Origin of the sequence: Varibaculum cambriense, assembly GCF_022133705.1 — a bacterium.
In the GTDB taxonomy this organism is placed as follows: domain Bacteria; phylum Actinomycetota; class Actinomycetes; order Actinomycetales; family Actinomycetaceae; genus Varibaculum; species Varibaculum cambriense_A.
On the sequence record NZ_JAKNHJ010000014.1, the window covers coordinates 1 to 19,815 of the forward strand.

Genomic DNA, 19,815 nt, shown 5'->3' on the forward strand with positions numbered 1-19,815 from the left:
CCCCCCCACCCCCCCCCCCCCCCCCCCCCCCCTCTTATTTTTCTAAAAAGAAAAGAGGTAACTCTCCGTTAGGTGGTTACTTCAGTGCCTGCAGACGCTCACGCAGTTTAGCGAGCTCTTCGGAGATGGCCTTGGGCAGCTTGTCACCGAACTGCGAGAAGTACTTCTCGGTGTCCTCGGTCTCGGCTAGCCAGGCATCGGGATCGATGGCGAACATCTTGTCCCAGTCTTCCTGACCCAATCCGGTGCCTTCCAGGTTGAAGTCCTCGAACTTGGGGTAGTAACCAGTCGGTCCCTCAATCGCGTCAACCTTGCCGGAGGCGCGGCGTACGATCCAGTCCAGAACGCGAGCGTTGTCGCCATAGCCCGGCCACAAGAAGCTGCCGTCCTCGTCCTTACGGAACCAGTTAACCTGGTAAATCCGCGGGAACTTGTCGCCGACCTTTTCTTGCATTTCTAGCCAGTGACCCCAGTAGTCAGCCATGTTGTAGCCACAGAAGGGCAGCATAGCGAAGGGATCGTGACGTAGGGATCCCACAGCACCTTCAGCAGCAGCGGTCTGCTCGGAGGCTACGGACGCACCAATGAATACGCCGTGTGCCGGGGAGTACTGCTCGGCTACCAACGGTACGTTAGAAGCACGACGTCCACCGAAGAGGATAGCGGTGACCGGAACGCCTTCGGGAGCTTCCCAATCGGGGCATACGATCGGGCACTGCGCAGCCGGAGTGGTAAAACGGGAGTTCGGATGAGCGGCCTTTTCGCCAGATTCCGGAGTCCAGTCATTACCATGCCAATCGATCAGGTGATCCGGGGTGTCTCCGTCAATGCCTTCCCACCAGACATCGCCATCGTCAGTCAAGGCTACGTTGGTGAAGATGGAGTTTTCTTTCATGGTCTCCATAGCCATCGGGTTGGTCTTGTAAGAGGTTCCCGGAGCAACACCGAAGAAGCCAGCCTCGGGGTTGATCGCGCGCAGCGTACCGTCCTCACCAGGACGCATCCAGGCAATGTCGTCACCAACGGTTTCGACTTTGTAGCCGGGGATGGTCGGCTGCAGCATGGCCAGGTTGGTCTTGCCGCAGGCGGACGGGAAGGCAGCGGTCACGTGGTACTGTTCGCCACTCTTTTCGTCGGTCAGACGCAGAATCAGCATGTGCTCTGCCATCCAGCCGTCACGGCGAGCCATCGTGGAGGCGATACGCAGAGCGTAGCACTTCTTGCCCAGCAGGGCGTTCCCGCCGTAACCGGAACCGAAGGACCAAATTTCATTGGTTTCGGGGAAGTGGGTGATGTACTTTTCGTCATTGCAAGGCCAGGCTTCGTCAGTCTCGTCCTCAGCCAGCGGCTTACCTACGGAGTGAACCGCCGGAACCCAGGGACGTCCCTCGTTGATGAGATCCATCGCCTTAGCACCCATACGGGTCATAATCCGCATGTTGCAGACCACGTAGGGGGAGTCACTGAGTTCGATACCCAGCTGAGAAATCGGGCCACCCAGCGGTCCCATGGAGAAGGGAATCACGTACATGGTGCGGCCAGCCATCGCGCCGTCGAACTTTTCATTCAGGGTCTCGCGCATCTGCTTGGGATCTGCCCAGTTGTTAGTGGGGCCAGCATCCTCTTCCTTTTCACAGCAGATGAAAGTACGCGATTCTACGCGCGCCACATCGGAGGGTAGCGAGCGAGCCAGGAAGGAGTTAGGACGTTTCTCCGGATTCAAACGGGTGAACATCCCGGTTTCTACCATGAGATCGGTTAGGCGAGTCCATTCCTCTTCGGAACCATCGCAAAACTCAATCGCTTTCGGTTTCGCCAGTTCTGCAACTTTAATTACCCAATCAACGACCTCTTTAGGCGCGTTCTTCGGGGCGGCAGCTAGCACATCTTTCTCAGTCACTGTCATTTATCTCTTGCCTCCTGCGGCACTCGACACGGCAACACACAGTTGCTATTGCTTTTCTATTCTCCGTCATCGCTGCCACTTTCTCTACCGAGAGCGTCTAAAAATTTCCATAAATTACTATGACCTGGCTCATATTAAGGGAAACTTTAGGCCATAGGACACCTTCCCGATTGGTTTTCAGCTAGGGAAGTGAACCTTTTACCATCGGCATAAGTAATTCTTTACAGTATGATTAAAAATAACGGTAACGCGATAACCGGGTTTATAGCCGCCACTCAAGGAGGTAGCGAGGGTGAAGGGCAAACGACTTTTAGCTCTAATTCTACTTCCCTGTGCGATATTGCTGGCGGGTTGTGAAGCTAGCACCCAAATGCAGATTTACGGCAATGATACCTATTCGTTTAGTACTCATTTAACGCAGCCGCGAACTACTCAAGATATTAAATGTAAGGATCAGATTCCGGGAATCGAGGACTACCTCAAAACTTCACAAGTCGAGATTAAAGATAAATCCACTGATCAGGTTTCAGACTGTACGATCACGGTGAAGGCACAACATATTTCCCAGGCCAAGAAGCCGTTTGTGACCATTAAACATATCGGTGACAGCTACGTGGCGAAACTTGCCCCGGTGCAAAGCTTAGATTTCTTAGATGCCCAAACCGACCAGTTCCGCCTGACAATTACCTTCCCCGGCCCAGTGTTAAAAACCGATACCTATTCCGGGGCGACAGCAGAAGGCAACACCGTCACTTGGACGACCCCGCAAGCTCTCGTCAAAGGTTTCGAGGTACGAGGACAAGATCACCCGGGGATAACGATGAACCAAAAATGGGGAATCGGATTTTTGGTTATTCTGCTAGCACTAATAGTGGCGCTAGTGATTTTCCGCAAACATCCACGCGTCGCCCCTATTTGGGGCAAGCTAGCGCAAGCGGGAAAGAGATTCGCTGGCGCCTGCCGCAAGTTACTCCTGCGCACTTTGAGCTATTTAGATCTGGGAGGATCCGCCTCTGGACATCGTTCCAAACATTCACGTAAACGCCGCGGTAAATAGGCACTTATTTGACCCCCTTCAGCATCTCCCTTTATCCGCAACACCGATAAACCCGGTGATTCCTGCCTGATGCAGCCACCCGGACTCCAATTTTTTGAGAATCCGTTACTGTCCGCACCTTTGTCTTTACTTCGCGGTTTATCCCCAGGGATCGACAGGACTCTGGTTTCCTAGGAATGCCATTTCTTTTGTTGTCTCCCCTGCTCCCCATTCACTAAATCTAGGTGTACTTCGCAAACAAACCCGCAGGAGCCAGTCGTGCAAACAGATCTACCAACACCAATGCCTGCCAGGCAAGTACCTGGTGATACCGACCCGACCTGCCTATTGTGGGGATTTAACCTGGGACAGTTGCAATTCCTATCCCAGGTACTCGGAGTGTCTAATATCCATTTCACCACCCAACTGCCGCCTCCTGCTGCCAGCTTAAGTACAGTTATCAGTCCTGCTAGCGTCAATTTAAGTTGGCTTTCCTCCCCGCTTCCCATAGTTCGCGCAGATTTTTCAGCCAGCCCACCGCCCCTGCCCCAAAGAAGCTTCACCCCTCCTGGAAGCCCCTTGCAACGCCCCGGAGTTTTTCGCCTCCCATCCCAGGTAGAAGCTTTTCTCTCGCAGGTTGATCAATACTGCTATCCTTCCCGAGGACGCATCCTCAATATCTTCGGGTTACATCCAAAAAGTGGCACCTCCACCATTGCGTTCGGGTTAGCAAACAGCGTTAAGAACTCGATTTTTGTAGATGCCAGTTGTCCTTTCTCAGACTCGATTTCGCCCCAATATTCATCAGGGTTGCGCAAACTCGGTTTTCCCGCTATTAGCAACTTTTCCTCTCGTGACCTGGAAGCAGACCTGTTAGTTTCCCGCTTACGTGAGGTTTTACCCAGGGTGCAAAATACCCGTTTTCTCCAGCTCCACCGCGGTGATCTCCGCCAGCTATCACCTCTTTTTTCTTTGTTAGTTCGCGCATTTTCACTGGTAGTTATCGATTGGGGACAACTTGGTTCCGTGCAAGACCTAAACAATTTACCCGGGCAAACCCTGCTAGTGAAAGATTACTGGCAATCGGCAATTAATCGACAGGTTCTGCAACAAATCCACCAGCGCAGAATCCCGCTAGTGACCAATCGCGTCCCTAACAGAATTGTTCCCCCTAGCAGCGACAATCAAAGATATTTCGTGCCGCATTGCCGGGAACTAAAACCGCTGCAAGCGCAAGGACTGGGCAGTTTATGGCCAAAAAACTTGCAAGTAAGGTTGGCACAGCTACTGCGAAATCTGATGGCGGTAGCATGAAGGCTTTCAAAAAATGGCTACCGGTCTTAAAGCCGGCACCTCGGCATCCCGTAGCTTCCCAAACTGACCGGGACAACCGCCTGCTAGTAGCCTCGGGTGCAGCTCCGGCAGAAGTGATCCGCCAGGCAAGCGCGCCAGCAGCAGGAACCGCTCACCTGCTTGATAACTTGGCAACAATAAATGCAGAATTATCCGGGTTTGGCCCCCAGCTGGCATCCCTGCTGCAAGACCCGCAAGTAACCGATGTTTTAATCAATGGACCTCAGCAAGTGTGGGTCGATAGTGGCGGCGGTCTTTGCAAAACCAGACTGGACTTTGGTTCCAACAGTAATCTCCGTTCCTTAGCAGTCCGGTTAGCAGGAGCTGCCGGAAAGCGTTTAGATGATGCCGCGCCGATCACCGACGGCACGCTACCAAATGGCATTAGGCTCCATGCGGTATTACCTCCCCTAGCGGTACCCTCTCCGGTTATTTCTTTGCGCTGCCCGCGAGCCAAAGGCTTAAACTTTACCCAATTGGTGAAATCGGGAACCGTGTCTGCGCCCTTAGCGCCGGTGGTGACCGCCCTAGTTTCCCGGCGCGCTTCCTGTTTTATTTCCGGAGCCACCGGTTCGGGGAAAACCACGCTGCTGTCTGCCCTGTTAGAATTGGTGCCCCCCAACCAGCGGATTGTATGTATCGAGGAAGTCTCCGAGCTTTTTCCTTCCCATCCTCACTTAATTCACCTGCAAGAACGCACCGCCAATGTGCAAGGGGTAGGCGCGGTTCCCATGTCAAAGCTGGTGCGTGCGGCTATGCGGATGCGTCCGGATCGGATTGTACTGGGGGAATGCCGCGGTCCGGAGGTACGGGAAGTACTGTCTGCGATGAACACCGGGCACGAAGGCACTTGGGCAACGGTACATGCCAATGCGGTAACTGAGGTTCCTGCCCGTCTGGTGGCACTAGGAGCGTTGGCCTTAATGCCGGAATCTACCGTGGGAGCACAGGTGATAGCGGGGGTAGATGCCTTTTTACAGATTCGCCGCTTAACGGAGCGAGGAAGCACTCGGCGCTATGTATCCGAGGTCGGGGTTCCGGTTTGGGATCATTCCCACCTAGCGGCGCAACTGGCACTCAAAGTTACTCCTGCCGGACAGTTGCTTAGAGGGGCGGGGTATCAAAAACTATCACAGCTGGTAGATATGGATTTTGATTATCTTGCGGAGGCACCGTGACCTGGAAAATCGCCACCTTAGTGGGACTTTTTCTAACCCTTGCCGGCCTGCCTTGGCATTTACCGGATGCTCATCCGCCCAGAACCCGCCGCCTGCCTCGGCCTAAAATAGCTAGTTCCATTACCTACTTTGTCGGGATTCTGCAGCGTCACTTCCAACCAAAACCCCAACTAGCAGCGGCAGTTATCGAGGTAGCGAGCCGCCTAAACGCCGGTGCCGATCCCGATTCAGCCTGGGTAAAAAGTTTGCCACGCCACGGTTTCTCCCGTCCCAAAACTGCCAGCGCCACAGATATTCAAGCGGCAATAGAACCAAATCTAACTTCTTGGGAGCAGGCTTCTTTAACTGGCCTCCTGGCGGCAGTCCGTTTTTCCGAGGCAGTAGGCGCCCCCTTAGCTGAAGTGTTGGCTGGCTGCGCAGATTCGCTTACCGAAGCTGCCAATGCCGCTCGTGCCCGGAAACTAGCACTTACTGCCCCGAAGGCTTCCGCCACTATTTTGGGGCTTTTACCTTTAGGAGGAATCGCGTTGGGATCTCTGCTAGGAGCCAATCCGCTAAATGCAATATTCGCCGGAGGCTTGGGAACTATCAGTGCCTTGGTCGGGGTTATTGCCCTGTTAACCGGGATGTTTTGGATGTTTCGCTTAGTGGCGCAAGCGGAAAAGGCATAAAAATGTTTATCCTGGCAATCTGGGTTTTCTTGGGGACCTTGCCCTGGTTTTTACCTGCACTTCCTCCACACAAATCTAGCGATGAAGATACCAGGCGTGGCGCGATTGATCCGGCAGTGATGCTGGACTTGGCGAGCGCCGGACTGGCCGGCGGCGCCGCGATTCCGCGCGTCTTAACTGCCTTGGCGACTGCCAGTGGAGAGCCTCGCCTAGCCGCGGTTTCTCGCGCGCTGATTTTCGGAGTTGAATGGAACTTAGCTTGGTCTCTGTTGCAACGCGGGGATACCTGCCCCGAGTGGGCACCGTATCTATCTGCCGCCCTCGAACCTGCCTGGAAGGATGGGGTATCCCCCGAGGCGTTACTGAAAGGTGCCGGACTGCGGGTACGCGCCAGTAAAGACCAGCGTGCCCGCCAAGCCGCCCAAAAACTCTCGGTTCGGCTGGTTATTCCCCTAGGTATCTGCCAGTTACCGGCATTTATCCTCCTGGGGATAGTGCCGGTAATCTTGGCGGGAATAGAAAACCTCTAGCTGTCCGAATCAGATTTTTCGGTCGGGTTTTCCTGCGGTTTAGCGACTTCATCTAGCTCGTCCTCATTGAACGCCAAGCCGGCACTTACCAAGGATTGGTTCCGCTGCCTGGCCACCGCATCATAGTCGTATTGCTGTTTCATCCGGCCTTGCGCAAAATCGATAATCAGACCGACCAACAGCATCACCAGAGACGGAATCAACCACCCCAACCCTAGCGAAGCCAACGGAATGGTGGTGTCGATCCACTCCTCCAATACCCCAGCAGCCTTCAGGCCATCGAAAAGACCAAAGAACGCGGCTACCCACACTGAAAGCCGGTAGGCCCAGAACATATGTCCGGGAATGAAAATATCCAGGATACAGGTTACTACCAGCATGATGGTGATGGGGTAGCAGAACATCATTACCGGGATAATCACGTTTACCAGTGCCTCTAGCCCCAGGTTAGCGATTGCTAAAGAAATCACCACATGCAGAACCACCCACACCGGACGAGAAATCTGCGGGAACAATCCCCGGAAGAACTGGGTGGAAGCCTCGACTAGACCAATGGCAGTAGTTAGGCAAGCCAAAATAGCAATTGCACCCAAGATTACCCTGCCGGTAGATCCAAATAAATGCTGCGCTGCGAACGCCAGGCCTTCCCCGCCGTCTTTAACGTTGGGGTTGAGTCGTCCCACGCGCGAGCCCACCATCGACAGTCCGAAATAGACCAGGCCGAGGAAGAAAGCGGCGATCACTCCCGAAAGGGCGGTAACCCCAAATAGCTGCCTGCCGGGTTGGAATCCTTTTTGCCGCAGCGCGCGAATAATCACTACCCCGAATACGAAGGAAGCGATGGCATCCAAGGTGCCGTAACCGTCAAAAATACCCTTCAAAGTGGGGGTTGATGCATATTTTTCAATCGGAGCCGCCTCCGAAGGATCCATAGTTGCTACCGCCGCAATAATCATTACCGCCAGCAGGATCAATAGTGCGGGGGTTAGCAGACCGCCAATCCGGTCAAGCACGTTACGCGGATTCAAACACAGGTAACCGGCGATGCCGAAGAATACCAATGTGTAAATAAATAGCGCCAGGTGCGAGTCCCCTGTAGTGGCTTGGAAGGACATCGAAAAGGAGGCGGCGGCAGTACGCGGAATCGCGTATAGCATTCCGGTCGACAAAAAGATCAGCCAGCAAAACACCAGACCTGGGTAGTGAGAGATGCGTTCAATAATCCCGAGCACTCCGGAAGAAGAGGTAGCGGCGGCAATCATTCCGGCCATGGGCAGTAGCACTCCGGTAATCATAAAGCCGATGGTGGCGGGAACCTGTTCAACTCCCGATTCCACCCCAATCATTACTGGAAAAATCAGGTTGCCAGCTCCGAAAAACATGGCGAAAAGTGCCAGTCCGGTAACTAGCACATTGAGAATACGTGTCTTGCTATTCATTGTGTGAAATCCCCACTCTTATTCTTTTTACCGGTTACAGTTTCGCAAAGACCAGCTGCTATTCAAAAAGAATCTTCCATTCTGGGATACTGGGTTAACATATTTTCAACAACATGTTTACAATTGGCGTATTTTTCTGAAGCAGGTGAGGTGAGATGCTTGCAGACTGAGGCACAGCTTTCCCCGCTTGATCAGTATTTTCAAACTCTGGCTTCCCTGCTTTCATTGACCCCGGTTCTGCGTCGGAATCAAATTATTGGGGCGGTTCGGCTGGCGGTAACAGAGATGGAGGAAAACGCTTCCCTACCCGCGCCCTATACCCTAGAGCAGCTTTATGCCTATCTCGGGGATCCACAACAGGTGGTAGCTATCGCTGATGCGGATATGACGGTGATTAAAGCTGGTAATGGCGCGCAAGTGATTCAGGCGGCAGCGGCTGCGGAAAATTCCGAGGTTCCCTGGGGTAAGGCGGCCTCCCGCGTTCGTTTCGAGGATGCCCGCCTACTGCGCGAATACGGTCAGTTGGTCGGCTGGGGGGAAACTGTGTCCGCGGCACCCGTAAAGTCGGACTTTCTGGACAGTAAAATTGAGTCACTAATTAGTTCGGAACGTATCCGTCATAACTTCTTTTCCTATTTCTTGCCGATTGCCTTTGGGATCGCCTGTACTTCCACTGCCCTGCTGGTTCCTCTCGGGTTCTTCCTGGGAATCTTCGCTTTGGTCTTGCTGTTTTATCTGTGGCGCAAGAAGGTTAGTCCCCTCTGGCCTCGGGTCTTTTGCGCTTTAGCGAGCCTATTTGCGATTGTCTGTACCGTGGTTGCTACCCTGCGTCTGCTGGGTTATAACTCTTGAGGAAGCGCGTGCGTTTTTTCCCGCCGCACGGCAGCCACTTCGAATAGAGCAATCCCCGTAGCCACCGCGGCATTTAAGGATTCCACAGCAGAAGAGATCTCGATTCGGGTGAGCAGATCGCAGTTTTCCTTCACCAAGCGGGATATCCCGTCGCCCTCGGCTCCGGTAACTAATGCCAAAGGACCATCTGCCAGACCGGATTCGCTCACCGAGGAAGTACCGCCGCCATCTAATCCCAGCACGAAACAGCCTTGCTCTTTGCACTGCCGAATCGCATTTACCAGGTTAGACACCCGGGCAATCGGCAGACGTGCGGCGGCTCCGGCAGAGGCTTTCCAGGCAGTCACGTTCATTGAGGCGCTGCGCCTGCCGGGAATCACTACCCCGCTGGCTCCAAAGGCGGCAGCGCTGCGCACGATCGCTCCCAGGTTATGCGGGTCAGTAACCCCATCTAGCAGCACAATCAGTGGCTTAGCGTGATTTTTTTCAGCATTGTCAAAGAGCGCAGCTAAATCGGTGTATTCGAACTCGGGGACTTCCAGAGCAACGCCCTGGTGAACTGCGCCCTCGGTAGCGAGGTCCAAGTCCGAGCGGGGGACTTCCACGATGGGTGCCCCCTGCGCGCTAGCTTTGGCGAGCAGCAAGGAAAGTTTCTTATTGGCCGCCAGGTTACCCGCCACGAACACTCTGGTCACGGGGATATCAGATTCCAAGGCTTCCAACACCGGGTTACGTCCGGCAATCAGTTGATGCCCACCTCGCACCTGGATTAGGGAACGTTTGGCACGTGCCTTACGTTGGGCTGCTTGCGTTTCTTCCCGCCGCTCTTTTTGGATCCGAGCGCGATAAGCCGCGTGGTAAGGACGGTTCTCAGCTTTCGGCGTAGGGCCTTTCGCCCGCAAACCACGTTTATTGCCGCCGCTGCCTTTAGGAGCGCCTTTCTTATCACTGCGCTTCATTCTGCCGTGGTGATCTCCGCGAACTGCCATGCCAACCCCTAACCTAAATGCCAAGTGGAGCCGCCAGCTCCGTCCTCGATAATTATCCCCGCCGCGCCTAAGCGGTCACGAATCCCGTCCGCGCGCGCCCAATCCTTTTCTTTGCGCGCCTGAACTCGCTGTTCCAACTGGTCAGTGACGAGCTTTTCTAAAGCAACAGTAGCGGCAGAATCGCTACTACTGTCTGCTTCCCGCCATTGCTCCGAGAGCGGATCTAGCCCCAATATCTCTAGCATGGCGCGAATCTGGATGGCTATCTGCGCACCCTCAGCAGGTTTCCCGCCTTCAAACGCGGTATTAGCTTGCTTAATCTTTTCGTGTATCACCGCTTGAGCAGCCGCGATATTTAAATCATCGTCCATAGCTTCGCAAAAAGCCTCCGGGAGGGCGGCTGCAGCCAAATCTTCGGCACTGGCCTCCGCAACCTCGGGGGCGGCCTGAGCAAAACGCGCCAGGGAAGAAGTAAACTTATTCCAAGTTTCCCCCGCCTGTTCCAAGGTTTCCGGGGAGTATTCCACGGTGGAACGGTAGTGGGTAGTCCCTAAGGCGAGCCTCAGCACCGCCGCGGGCGTGGTTTTTAAGATTTCCGAAACCACCAGGGAGTTCCCCAGCGATTTCGACATTTTTTCACCTTTAATGGTTACCCAGGCGTTATGCATCCAGTATTTGGCGAATGGCCAACCGGCACCATGGGATTGTGCCTGCTCATTTTCGTGATGGGGGAAGCGCAGGTCAATCCCGCCCCCGTGAATATCGAAAGCTTCGCCCAGATAGCGCCGGGACATTGCCGAGCATTCTAAATGCCAGCCGGGACGGCCTTTACCCCAAGGGGAATCCCATTTCGCAGTTTCCGGCTCGGAGGATTTTGCTGCTTTCCAGAGGGCGAAGTCCCGCGGATCTCGTTTTCCCGCCTCGGTTTGGTTATCGATTTGGCTCTCGTCCTCGGTAGTTCGCATATCGGAGAGCTTTTGCCGGGTCAGCGAGCCGTAATCTTTGAGGGATTTAACATCAAAATAGACGTTCCCATTCCCATCACTATAGGCGTGACCCGCATCGATGAGACGCTGAGTGAGGGCGATTTGTTCAGGGATCTGCCCGGTGGCGCGCGGTTCATAGGTCGGGGGCAGCACCCCCAGGGCGCGATAAGCAGCCGCGAATTCTTGCTCGAAGCGGTATGCCCATGCCCACCAGGGCCATCCGGCCTCCGCGGATTTATTCAAGATTTTGTCGTCAATATCGGTCACGTTTCGCACATAGGTTACCTGGTAACCGCTGCGGCGCAGCCAACGAATCAGCACGTCAAAGGCGATTGCCGAACGCACGTGCCCTATATGGGGAGAACCCTGGACGGTGGCTCCACACAGGTAAATTCCTACGTGTCCGGCTTTGACCGGCTCAAAGTCCACGATCTGGTGACGGGCAGAATCATAAATGCGAAGGCTCATGTTCCCATGCTATCGGCAAGCACCCTCCTACCCGAACTTTGTCTGTGCAGTTTCCTTCGAATGCAGACTGGTCATTTCGTAACCGGACAGGTTTCACGTAATGCCCCATGGCTACCAACTTCAGGGCAAGACGGATAAACTCGGATAGTAAGTGTGCAAACGCTGCCGGGTAAATCTCGCCAGCAGCCTTGCAAAAATCCTTATTTGAGAGGAATAGTTCATGCCCGCACTGATTGTTGTCGGAGCCCAATGGGGAGACGAAGGAAAGGGTAAAGTCACCGACCTAGTTGGCCAGAGCGTTGATTGGGTAGTTAAGTTCAATGGCGGCAATAATGCTGGTCACACCATTGTAGTGGGGGATCAAAAGTTTGGTTTACATTTGATCCCTGCGGGTATCCTCTCCCCCACGGTCACCCCGGTAATCGGTAACGGAGTAGTAGTTGACCTGGAAGTCATGTTCGCCGAAATCAAGATGCTTGAGGAGGCCGGGGTCGACTGTTCCCGACTAAAGGTTTCGCTTAACGCTCATATTATTCCGCCCTATAACAAGGTGATGGATGGACTGGCAGAGCGGTCTTTGGGCGAACGTAAAATTGGTACTACTGGTCGTGGGATTGGACCTACCTACGCCGATAAAATGAACCGCATTGGCCTACGCATCCAGGATCTATTTGACGAATCAATCCTGCGGCAAAAAGTTCGCTCCGCTTTGTCGGGTAAGAACTTTGTGATCGAAAAACAGTTCTCCGAAGAGCCTATCGATCCAGAAACTATTTCTGAACAGCTACTTTCTTATGCGGACAAAGTACGGCCTATGGTTTTCGACTGCACCACCGAGCTTAACCTGGCCTTGGATCGCGGAGAAACCATCCTCTTAGAGGGCGGTCAAGCCACCATGCTGGACATCGACCACGGCACCTACCCCTTCGTAACCTCCTCGTCCTGCACTGCCGGTGGAGCCTGCTCGGGATCAGGAATCGGACCGACCCGCATTGACCGGGTAATCGGGATCGCCAAGGCTTATACCACTCGCGTTGGGGAAGGCCCTTTCCCCACCGAACTTTTTGGCAAAGAGGGCGAGGACTTGCGTCAGGCAGGCGGGGAGTTCGGGGTAACTACCGGGCGCCCGCGCCGTACCGGCTGGTTCGATTCGGTAGTTGCTCGCTATGCTGCTCGGGTCAACGGCCTCACCGACTTGGTGATTACCAAGCTGGATGTGCTTTCCAAATACGATGAGATTCCGGTCTGTGTAGCTTATGACGTTGATGGTCAGCGTTTCGAAGAGCTCCCCGCAGATCAGACTGCTTTCCACCATGCTCAGCCGATTTACGAAATGCTGCCTGGCTGGAAAGAAGATATCACCGGCTGCCAGACTTTTGCGGATTTGCCAATCAAAGCACAAGAGTACATTGAGCATCTAGAGGAGCTTTCGGGCTGCCGCATTAGCGTAGTAGGGGTAGGAGCAGACCGCGCGGCCACGATTGTGCGCCATCAGCTGCTGGACTAGGGTTTGTCCCGCTAACTTAACTCCGTATCTGACGCAAGTATTTTTACTTGCGCGGCGCGCTCTCCCGCAATATCTGCTCTCATAATCTATGGTTGCTGTTGTATAGACAACGCGATTTCGTTGGAGGTCAGATGAGCAAGAACGAGCCGGATAACGACTTCACTACCCGAACCTGGTTCGTGGGAGAAGAAGGCGAAGAAGAGCAGGCTCCCGAAGATACTTTGATCCCCGGCGAGCATCACGCTACTTCCCCCTCTGAAAATGATTCCCTGATAGCAGGGGAAGGTATCAGCTCAGAGGCAGATTCAGCAGAAAAAGAAAACCTACCGGCTGAGCAGCTAGAGCACACCGATAGCGCGATTGTGGGGACTGCGGACAACACGAATGCGGACTCTACGGACGAGGATGAGTCAACGGAATGGAGCGCACCTGCCGTAAGTGAAGAGGACGCTACTGACGCCGCCTCCCCGGCTCTAGAGCGCAAGTCACTCATGGAGCGCAGCCGCGAGGTAGATGAAGATGACTCTGGGGTGGCACCCGCCCCCGCTAGCGAAGTAGAAAGCACCGCTGACCGGCGCTATTCTTTGCTAAACAACTCCGAGGAGGCGAAGCAGCCGGTCGAGGAAGAATCACCGCACTGGGATTCGGTAGAGGAAACCGAACCGGAGGAAGTGCTAACTACCGCGGAGCGGCAACAAAGCTTTGAAGATACTATTTTCGATGGAGCCACGGTCAAACCGACAGTGCCTTCGCGCGCAGCAGCGCATATCTGGTCGCTATTGCTGTTTTTAGTGATGGTTCCGATTACCTGGTACCTAATTTTGGATGTCGCCACCCGGTTGCGTACCCGGGGCGGCGATGTATTGCTGCCCGCCTCCAGTTTGAACGCCGGTCAATGGGTTGAAATTGTGGTGGCGGTAATCATGGTCTTCCTGCTGGCTCTAGTAGCCCGCTTCTCTTCTCTAGGTGCTTTTATTACCGGATTGGCCTTGACAGTTGGGGGAGCGTTCTTCCTGGTAGTTCCGGAACAAACTGCCAACAGTTTGCAGCCGCTACTTACCGCCCTGGATAATGCCGGTCAACAAGACCACTTCTATCAGGCACTGCCTTCCAATATTGCCCATCACTTGGCTTGGTCAGGTGGGTCAGGAATGTTACTACTGGCTGGTTTGACCCTGCTAGCAATGGCCTTCCTGGCGCATAGCGCGCGCCGCGCGGGACGTAAGGATTATCTGATCGAACGCAAGGTCAAGGCAGCGGAACAGAGCGAGCCGAAGGAAAGCTAGGTTCTTAACGGGCTACAACCAGAGCCAAAGCTAAACCGCGCTAGTTGGGTAATCCCATACCGCAAATAAGGTTAGTGCGTCTAAATCTGCTTTTTTAGGGTTAATACCAGTGGGTATAGGGACGCTATTATTAGCGCTTTGTCCAGGGGGGTTAGGGTTTTTACATAAGTATTGGGGCGGCAACCGCTATGGCTGCCGCCCCAAAACTTTGCTTAATGCCGAACTCTAGCGGGCACGCCGCGCCAAACGATCAATGTCGATCAAGGTGACTGCGCGTCCCTCCAGGCGAATCCAGTTGCGGTTCACGAACTCGGCCAAGGACTTGTTCACGGTCTCCCGCGAGGCTCCCACCAACTGAGCTAACTCTTCTTGAGTCAGATCATGCGGTACATGGATTCCGTCCTCGGTACGGATCCCGAAACGATCCGCCAAATCCAAGAGAGCCTTGGCTACCCGGCCGGGCACATCCGAGAACACCAGGTCAGCTAAAGCCTCGTTGGTGCGGCGCAGGCGCTTTGCCAGCGCTTTGAGCATATGTTTCGCCAAGGAGGGGTTATCCTCTAGGAAAACCATCAGGTCACTATGGTTTAAGAAAACCAAACGGGCGGGTGAAACCGCGGTAGCGGTAGTAGAACGCTGACCCGGATCAAATAGGGTGAGCTCCCCCAGGATTTCCCCGGGACCTAGTACCGCTAGCAGGTTCTCGCGACCATCTGAGGACTGATGTGATAGTTTTATTTTCCCCTCGGCCACGATATACAAGCGGTCGCCATCATCGCCCTCTTCAAATAGGTTTTCCCCGCGGCGCAAGGTGGTTTGTCCCATCATTGAGAACAGGCGCATCTGCGCTTCCTGATCAAGTCCCTCAAATAGGGGGACTCTAGCTAAAAAGGACGAATCCAAGCTAATCACTCCTTACAAAAATCTAGACAGGTGGCGAACCATAGATACCGATTCCACATTACTCGTTTGTTGTGACTTATGCCACCGGAGAGTTTGGGTGTGGTCACTAATTTACCCCGCTAACTATAAGTTGGCGCGGAACTGGGACTTCTTTCCGGTAGCACTCAGCTTTTAAGCAACGCTATGCTGACTATTTTTCAGTAGTTTGCCGCTGTATCCATTCGGCTAGTTCCATCCGCTTGCCGGTATAGAAGGGCGTATCCTGGCGGACATGGAGGCGAGCTTCACAGTCCCGTTGCTGACGCAGCACGCCCATAACCCGGTTAATATCATCGGATTCTAGGGTCACTGACCATTCATAATCATTAAGCGCAAAGGTCGCCAAAGTAGACACCGCTACATCCAGGTAACCAGCACCATTGCGGCCATGCTCGGCGAGCATGGCGCTACGCTTAGCCTTGGGCAGGTAATACCACTCGAGGGAACGCACGAAGGGGTATACCGCGGCATAGGCACGCGGCGCCCAACCGCCGAAGCAGGCCGGCAGGTGGGGCTTATTAAACTCGGCAGTCATATGAGCACTCATAATGGACCACACCGGCACCAGGTGGGCGCCTAGGCGGGAGTTCAATACCGCGTGGTAGGCATCTTGGAGCTTGTCATTGGATTCGTCCAAGAACCAGAACATCAGGTCAGCGTCTGCACGGTAACCGGCAACGTCATACCAGCCACGTACGGTTACTCCCAATTCGGCGATGGTTTCCTCGAGCTCTCGCGCCATAGCTGCTCGCTCTGCTTCCTGGGCAGGTAGCGGCAAGGCTAGCTCGAAAACCGCGTGCATAGAAAAGTTATTGCGCGCATTTACTTCCTCAGGATCCACTTTATGATCGCGAGGATCGGGGGATACATCATTGGGCATCGGGTGAGCCATTATTTTCTCCTTTTAGCTTTTAACTGTTTATTCTTTTCTGGTTTCAAACTCGACAGGCAGGTCAAGAGCATTTTTGCTGCCTCTAGAATCTCCGAGGGGTGCCCAGGCTGGCCATCGGGGTTCTAAAGCGTCTTGGGCATAGAGAACCGCGCCCCCTGCTTTTTCCCCCGCGCGCTCGGTTACCAAATCCGCGAGTGCCTCAATAAAGCCGGGATCGGTACCTACCGTAGGCACCCGCAAATAGTTAAGTCCCAGCTGTTCTGCGGTTTCTTTTGCTTCGGTATCCAGGTCGTATACCACTTCCATATGGTCACAGATAAACCCGATAGGTACGCAGACTACATCAGTTATCCCTTCTGCTTTCAACTGCGCTAAGCGGTCATTAATATCGGGCTCTAGCCAGGGCATTTGGGGCGGCCCAGAGCGGGAACAATATGACAAATCCCAGTTCAACTCGCGTCCTAGCTCTTTACTAACCCTGGCCGCGACCTCGGAACATACCTGTTGGTGTTGGCGCACGTAGTCGGGGCGGGAGTTATCGGCCGGGCCGGAGCATTCCTGCATGGCGGTAGGGATTGAGTGGGTCACGAAAGCTACGTAGGGTAGGTGTCCGCTATTTTGCTCCCGCTTTACTACTGCCTCCAATAGGAGTTTCGTATAGGCTCCTACGAAGCCTTCTGTGGTGTAGTAGGCGCGCACTTTATCCAGTTCCAGCGATAAATCTTGGGCTTGTAGCTGGGCTTTGGCGGCAGCTAAGTCTTCCCGGTATTGCCGGCACCCCGAATAACAAACATAGGCGGAGGTGAAAATACAAAGAACCCGGGTAAGTCCGCGCATTGCCAGGTCACAGAGGGTGTCGTGGATAAAGGGATGCCAGTTACGGTTCCCGATTACGACTTCAATCTCTTCCCCGCGCCGGCTCAGTTCCAGTTCAAGGGCGCGCCGGATTTCCAGGTTACGCGCATTTATGGGGCTGATTCCGTGGAAACGTCCATAGTGGGTGGAAACCTGTTTTAACCTCTCGTCAGGAACTCCCCGCCCGGAGGTAGCGTTACGCATAAACGGCAACACGTCCTCCATTTGTCGCGGCCCTCCATAGCTGACCAGCATCACCGCATCGTATTGAGCAGAAATCTGACTCACTGTCCCTCCTCGCTGGAGCTTTCCTGTTTCAAATCATCAACGCTCAAGCCGGTTACCGGGCAAACCTGCGCCTTATCTTGGGGAGCTGGCGGAACCTCCAGATCCAATCCCCACACCTGCTGGAGGGCGTTTACGTATTCCTGCCCCATCCCTTCGCGTCCGGCGCGATGAGCGTTAATAGTGGGAATATGGGCTAGCCGAGCCGCCAGGTGTCGCAGCGCGTATTCGACTTCTTCCCGGGCAATAGCATCCCCCTTGGGCAGGCGCGCCACTTCATCGGCCAGCACCTGGCGGAAGCTATCACGCAGCGCCACCACCACCGAATCCATTTGGCGATCCGCCAGCAACGCTTCGGCTTCCTCTACGCCCTCGGCCACAATCTCTTCTGCTCGCTTAACCTGGGCTTTCCCGGCTTCCGGTACCTGGGCACTGATTTCTTTTAGGTTGATTACCCGTACCCGCTCTAAATCGGCAACCCCGTCCTCAATATCGGTTTGCAGCGCTAAATCGAGAATGGTTTTTTCACCGCTAGATAGCGCTAAAGCCCGCTGCACTTCCTCTTTGGTGAGCACCGGAGAACCCATGCCCCGGCAGGTAACAATCAATGTGGCTGCTTCTAGCGCCGCAACTAGCCGATCTTTGGCCACCGGTTGCAAGTCATGGCCGTAAGCAAAACGTTCGGCACGCCCAGAAGTGGAGTACACCGAGATGTCTTGCACCCCTTTGGCGCGCAGTGCTGCCACTGCTGCTCCCGCATAGGAGCCGGTTCCGATCAAAAGCGTGGGGGTACCTGCCAGCGGATCTATTCGTTCCGCCACTATTTCCAGGCCGCAGGCAACCACCGAACGACCCTGGGAAGCGATCCCGGTCAGCTGCGCGATTCGGCGGGAGGTAGTTAGCGCGCCTTGACAGGCGCGGGTAATGGTGGCGGAGGATATCCGCTCCTGGGTGGCTACTCGCAGGGCGCGGCGCAGCTGTCCAGAGATTTCGCGCTCTCCTACCACCATGGAGTCCAGTCCGCAGGCGACGGTAAATAAATGTTCCAAAACCTGGCGGTTACGACGAATTTCGCAGATAGTTCCCAGGCGGGATTGGATATAGCGATCTACCGCTGCTAGTTGCTCGCTGGAGATTGCCGGCGCTGTTTCAATAACGATCTCTACCCGATTGCAAGTGGAAAGCGGTAACACTCCTATTACCTCAGGCAAGCGCTGTAAGAGATCCTCAGGCAGGCCATCAGTGGTACTGGAAGCTGCCGCCACAGCGTTAAGGCCGTGGCGGAGATGATGTACCGAATAGGAAGAAAGACCCACGGCCTCATTAGAACATTTTTTTATTTTTTGAAAAGTACCCGGCAGATCGCGCCTCCCCGCACCCTAATTATTTCTATTTTCCCAGTCCAGAACCTTACTAAAGAAAAATAATCTGCCAGAGCGTCAGCAAGAATCACGGTTTTTTGCAACAGACAGATGCGGAAAATGTGTCAGAAAAATAGTTTTGCCGGTTTCTTAGCCGCGGGGAGCCAGTCTGCAGCCGGTTGGTTACTGCACTTGCTTGCGCCAGCCGAAAATGCCATAGATGATGGAAATATGTCTGAGCAAAACTCTTTCCTCCAAGCCGTGCGCGGCCTGCGTCCCGAGAAAACTCCAGTTTGGTTTATGCGCCAAGCCGGGCGTTCCCTGCCCGAGTATCGCCGCCTGCGCGCCGGTAACGATATGCTCACTGCCTGCACTACCCCTGAACTGGCAGCAGAAATAACGCTGCAACCGGTGCGCCGCTACGGGGTAGATGCCGCGATTTTCTTCTCCGATATTGTCACCCCCCTATATCTGGCGGGTTTAAAGGTAGAGATTGTCCCCGGTAAGGGCCCGGTTTTCGCGGACCCGGTTTTATGTCCTGAGGACGTAGATCGCCTCACCAGCTTTAAAGGCTTTGATCCGGATTGTATTACCGAGGCCGCTGAAATGGTCTGCGCTGAGCTGGGCGATACTCCCCTAATTGCGTTTGCTGCTGCGCCTTTTACTTTGGCCTCCTACCTAATTGGGGATACCCGCTCAAAGAATCACCTGGAGGCGCGGGCTTTTATGCATTCTTACCCGGATGCCTGGAACCGGCTCGCCAGCTGGTGTGCGGATATGTCGGCGGCGTTCCTGGCCGCACAGATTGCCGGCGGGGCGCGCACGGCGCAGGTTTTCGATTCGTGGGTGGGCGACCTTTCGCGCGCCGATTACCAAACCTATTGCCTTGAGCATTCTCGGGTAGTGATTGATTCTGCTCATGCTAAGGGAGTTCCGGTGATTCATTTCGGGGTGGGCGCGGCTTCCCTGCTGGATTTGATGCGCGATGCCGGTGCGGAATGTATTGGGGTGGATTGGCGGCTGCCTCTTGGCGAGGCCGTACAGTTAATCGAACATGGCCCTGGTGACCGCTTTGCGGTGCAAGGAAATATTGACCCTGCCATTTTGTTCGCCCCTGCTGAGGTACGCCGCCGCCACGTAGCTCAGGTGTTAGCGGAGGGCAAGCAAGCCGCCGCGCATATCGTCAATCTGGGACATGGGGTACCGCCGAATGCTGACCCCGCGGTTTTACAAGAAATCGTCGACCAGGTACATGAATCACGTTAAGCGCGAACGACTA

The 19,815-nt window shown here is 54.5% G+C and carries 17 protein-coding genes; 9 read left to right on the plus strand and 8 right to left on the minus strand.

Going from position 1 to position 19,815, the window contains the following annotated elements; all coding sequences use genetic code 11:
• Window positions 1-76 precede the first annotated feature (76 nt).
• On the minus strand, window positions 77-1,906 hold the full coding sequence (locus tag L0M99_RS07280) for a phosphoenolpyruvate carboxykinase (GTP) (protein ID WP_238128228.1): 1,830 nt from the start codon (window positions 1,904-1,906) through the stop codon (window positions 77-79).
• Between the two features lie 292 nt (window positions 1,907-2,198).
• Here L0M99_RS07280 and L0M99_RS07285 point away from each other — a divergent pair, with 292 nt between their 5' ends.
• The 5 genes from L0M99_RS07285 to L0M99_RS07305 all read left to right on the plus strand — a co-directional run bounded on the left by L0M99_RS07285 (window position 2,199) and on the right by L0M99_RS07305 (window position 6,674).
• Complete coding sequence (locus L0M99_RS07285; protein WP_024059946.1) at window positions 2,199-2,963, plus strand: LppM family (lipo)protein; 765 nt, start codon at window positions 2,199-2,201, stop codon at window positions 2,961-2,963.
• Between the two features lie 258 nt (window positions 2,964-3,221).
• Window positions 3,222-4,256, plus strand: coding sequence for a hypothetical protein (locus tag L0M99_RS07290; protein WP_238128229.1), 1,035 nt, complete (start codon window positions 3,222-3,224; stop codon window positions 4,254-4,256).
• Complete coding sequence (locus tag L0M99_RS07295) at window positions 4,253-5,473, plus strand: TadA family conjugal transfer-associated ATPase (RefSeq protein ID WP_238128230.1); 1,221 nt, start codon at window positions 4,253-4,255, stop codon at window positions 5,471-5,473. The genes L0M99_RS07290 and L0M99_RS07295 overlap by 4 nt, the downstream gene beginning before the upstream one ends.
• Window positions 5,470-6,144 (plus strand): type II secretion system F family protein, encoded by a 675-nt coding sequence (locus L0M99_RS07300; protein ID WP_024059948.1) that lies wholly within the window; start codon window positions 5,470-5,472, stop codon window positions 6,142-6,144. The genes L0M99_RS07295 and L0M99_RS07300 overlap by 4 nt, the downstream gene beginning before the upstream one ends.
• Before the next feature lie 2 nt (window positions 6,145-6,146).
• Window positions 6,147-6,674, plus strand: coding sequence for a type II secretion protein F (locus tag L0M99_RS07305; protein WP_238128231.1), 528 nt, complete (start codon window positions 6,147-6,149; stop codon window positions 6,672-6,674).
• On the opposite strand, the gene brnQ is transcribed toward L0M99_RS07305, so the two are convergent.
• Window positions 6,671-8,113 (minus strand): branched-chain amino acid transport system II carrier protein, encoded by a 1,443-nt coding sequence (gene brnQ, locus L0M99_RS07310; protein ID WP_238128232.1) that lies wholly within the window; start codon window positions 8,111-8,113, stop codon window positions 6,671-6,673. The two genes, L0M99_RS07305 and brnQ, sit on opposite strands and share 4 nt — an antisense overlap.
• Window positions 8,114-8,272: 159 nt before the next feature.
• Here brnQ and L0M99_RS07315 point away from each other — a divergent pair, with 159 nt between their 5' ends.
• Window positions 8,273-8,965, plus strand: coding sequence for a hypothetical protein (locus L0M99_RS07315; RefSeq protein WP_238128233.1), 693 nt, complete (start codon window positions 8,273-8,275; stop codon window positions 8,963-8,965).
• Here the strand turns inward: L0M99_RS07315 and rlmB are convergent.
• Complete coding sequence (gene rlmB, locus L0M99_RS07320; protein ID WP_238128234.1) at window positions 8,953-9,954, minus strand: 23S rRNA (guanosine(2251)-2'-O)-methyltransferase RlmB; 1,002 nt, start codon at window positions 9,952-9,954, stop codon at window positions 8,953-8,955. The two genes, L0M99_RS07315 and rlmB, sit on opposite strands and share 13 nt — an antisense overlap.
• Window positions 9,955-9,962: 8 nt before the next feature.
• A complete protein-coding gene (gene cysS / locus L0M99_RS07325) occupies window positions 9,963-11,408 on the minus strand; it encodes a cysteine--tRNA ligase (RefSeq protein WP_238128235.1) in 1,446 nt (481 codons plus the stop codon).
• A 220-nt stretch (window positions 11,409-11,628) separates the two neighbouring features.
• Here cysS and L0M99_RS07330 point away from each other — a divergent pair, with 220 nt between their 5' ends.
• Window positions 11,629-12,915 carry an adenylosuccinate synthase gene (locus L0M99_RS07330; RefSeq protein WP_238128236.1) on the plus strand — a complete coding sequence of 429 codons (1,287 nt, stop codon included), beginning with the start codon at window positions 11,629-11,631 and terminating at the stop codon, window positions 12,913-12,915.
• 131 nt (window positions 12,916-13,046) lie between these two features.
• On the plus strand, window positions 13,047-14,201 hold the full coding sequence (locus L0M99_RS07335; protein WP_238128237.1) for a hypothetical protein: 1,155 nt from the start codon (window positions 13,047-13,049) through the stop codon (window positions 14,199-14,201).
• Window positions 14,202-14,426: 225 nt separating this feature from the next.
• On the opposite strand, the gene L0M99_RS07340 is transcribed toward L0M99_RS07335, so the two are convergent.
• The 4 genes from L0M99_RS07340 to L0M99_RS07355 form a co-directional block, all read right to left on the minus strand.
• Window positions 14,427-15,044, minus strand: coding sequence for a Crp/Fnr family transcriptional regulator (locus L0M99_RS07340; RefSeq protein WP_399334899.1), 618 nt, complete (start codon window positions 15,042-15,044; stop codon window positions 14,427-14,429).
• A 250-nt stretch (window positions 15,045-15,294) separates the two neighbouring features.
• Window positions 15,295-16,035 carry a hydrogen peroxide-dependent heme synthase gene (hemQ, locus tag L0M99_RS07345; RefSeq protein WP_024059957.1) on the minus strand — a complete coding sequence of 247 codons (741 nt, stop codon included), beginning with the start codon at window positions 16,033-16,035 and terminating at the stop codon, window positions 15,295-15,297.
• A gap of 27 nt (window positions 16,036-16,062) precedes the next feature.
• Window positions 16,063-17,178 (minus strand): ferrochelatase, encoded by a 1,116-nt coding sequence (gene hemH, locus L0M99_RS07350; RefSeq protein WP_238128238.1) that lies wholly within the window; start codon window positions 17,176-17,178, stop codon window positions 16,063-16,065.
• A complete protein-coding gene (locus L0M99_RS07355) occupies window positions 17,175-18,491 on the minus strand; it encodes a glutamyl-tRNA reductase (RefSeq protein ID WP_238128239.1) in 1,317 nt (438 codons plus the stop codon). The genes hemH and L0M99_RS07355 overlap by 4 nt, the downstream gene beginning before the upstream one ends.
• Window positions 18,492-18,656: 165 nt before the next feature.
• On the opposite strand from L0M99_RS07355, the gene hemE reads away from it, so the two are divergent.
• Window positions 18,657-19,802: a uroporphyrinogen decarboxylase gene (gene hemE / locus L0M99_RS07360; protein ID WP_238128240.1), complete on the plus strand. Its 1,146-nt coding sequence runs from the start codon at window positions 18,657-18,659 to the stop codon at window positions 19,800-19,802.
• Window positions 19,803-19,815: the final 13 nt, after the last annotated feature.

Bases quoted from the DNA above. Each gene is read 5' to 3' on its own strand.
- L0M99_RS07280 (WP_238128228.1), bottom strand. From the start codon at position 1,906: ATGACAGTGACTGAGAAAGATGTGCTAGCTGCCGCCCCGAAGAACGCG.
- L0M99_RS07295 (WP_238128230.1), top strand. From the start codon at position 4,253: ATGAAGGCTTTCAAAAAATGGCTACCGGTCTTAAAGCCGGCACCTCGG.
- L0M99_RS07305 (WP_238128231.1), top strand. From the start codon at position 6,147: ATGTTTATCCTGGCAATCTGGGTTTTCTTGGGGACCTTGCCCTGGTTT.
- brnQ (WP_238128232.1), bottom strand. From the start codon at position 8,113: ATGAATAGCAAGACACGTATTCTCAATGTGCTAGTTACCGGACTGGCA.
- rlmB (WP_238128234.1), bottom strand. From the start codon at position 9,954: ATGGCAGTTCGCGGAGATCACCACGGCAGAATGAAGCGCAGTGATAAG.
- cysS (WP_238128235.1), bottom strand. From the start codon at position 11,408: ATGAGCCTTCGCATTTATGATTCTGCCCGTCACCAGATCGTGGACTTT.
- L0M99_RS07330 (WP_238128236.1), top strand. From the start codon at position 11,629: ATGCCCGCACTGATTGTTGTCGGAGCCCAATGGGGAGACGAAGGAAAG.
- L0M99_RS07335 (WP_238128237.1), top strand. From the start codon at position 13,047: ATGAGCAAGAACGAGCCGGATAACGACTTCACTACCCGAACCTGGTTC.
- L0M99_RS07340 (WP_399334899.1), bottom strand. From the start codon at position 15,044: ATGCGCCTGTTCTCAATGATGGGACAAACCACCTTGCGCCGCGGGGAA.
- hemQ (WP_024059957.1), bottom strand. From the start codon at position 16,035: ATGGCTCACCCGATGCCCAATGATGTATCCCCCGATCCTCGCGATCAT.
- hemE (WP_238128240.1), top strand. From the start codon at position 18,657: ATGTGTCAGAAAAATAGTTTTGCCGGTTTCTTAGCCGCGGGGAGCCAG.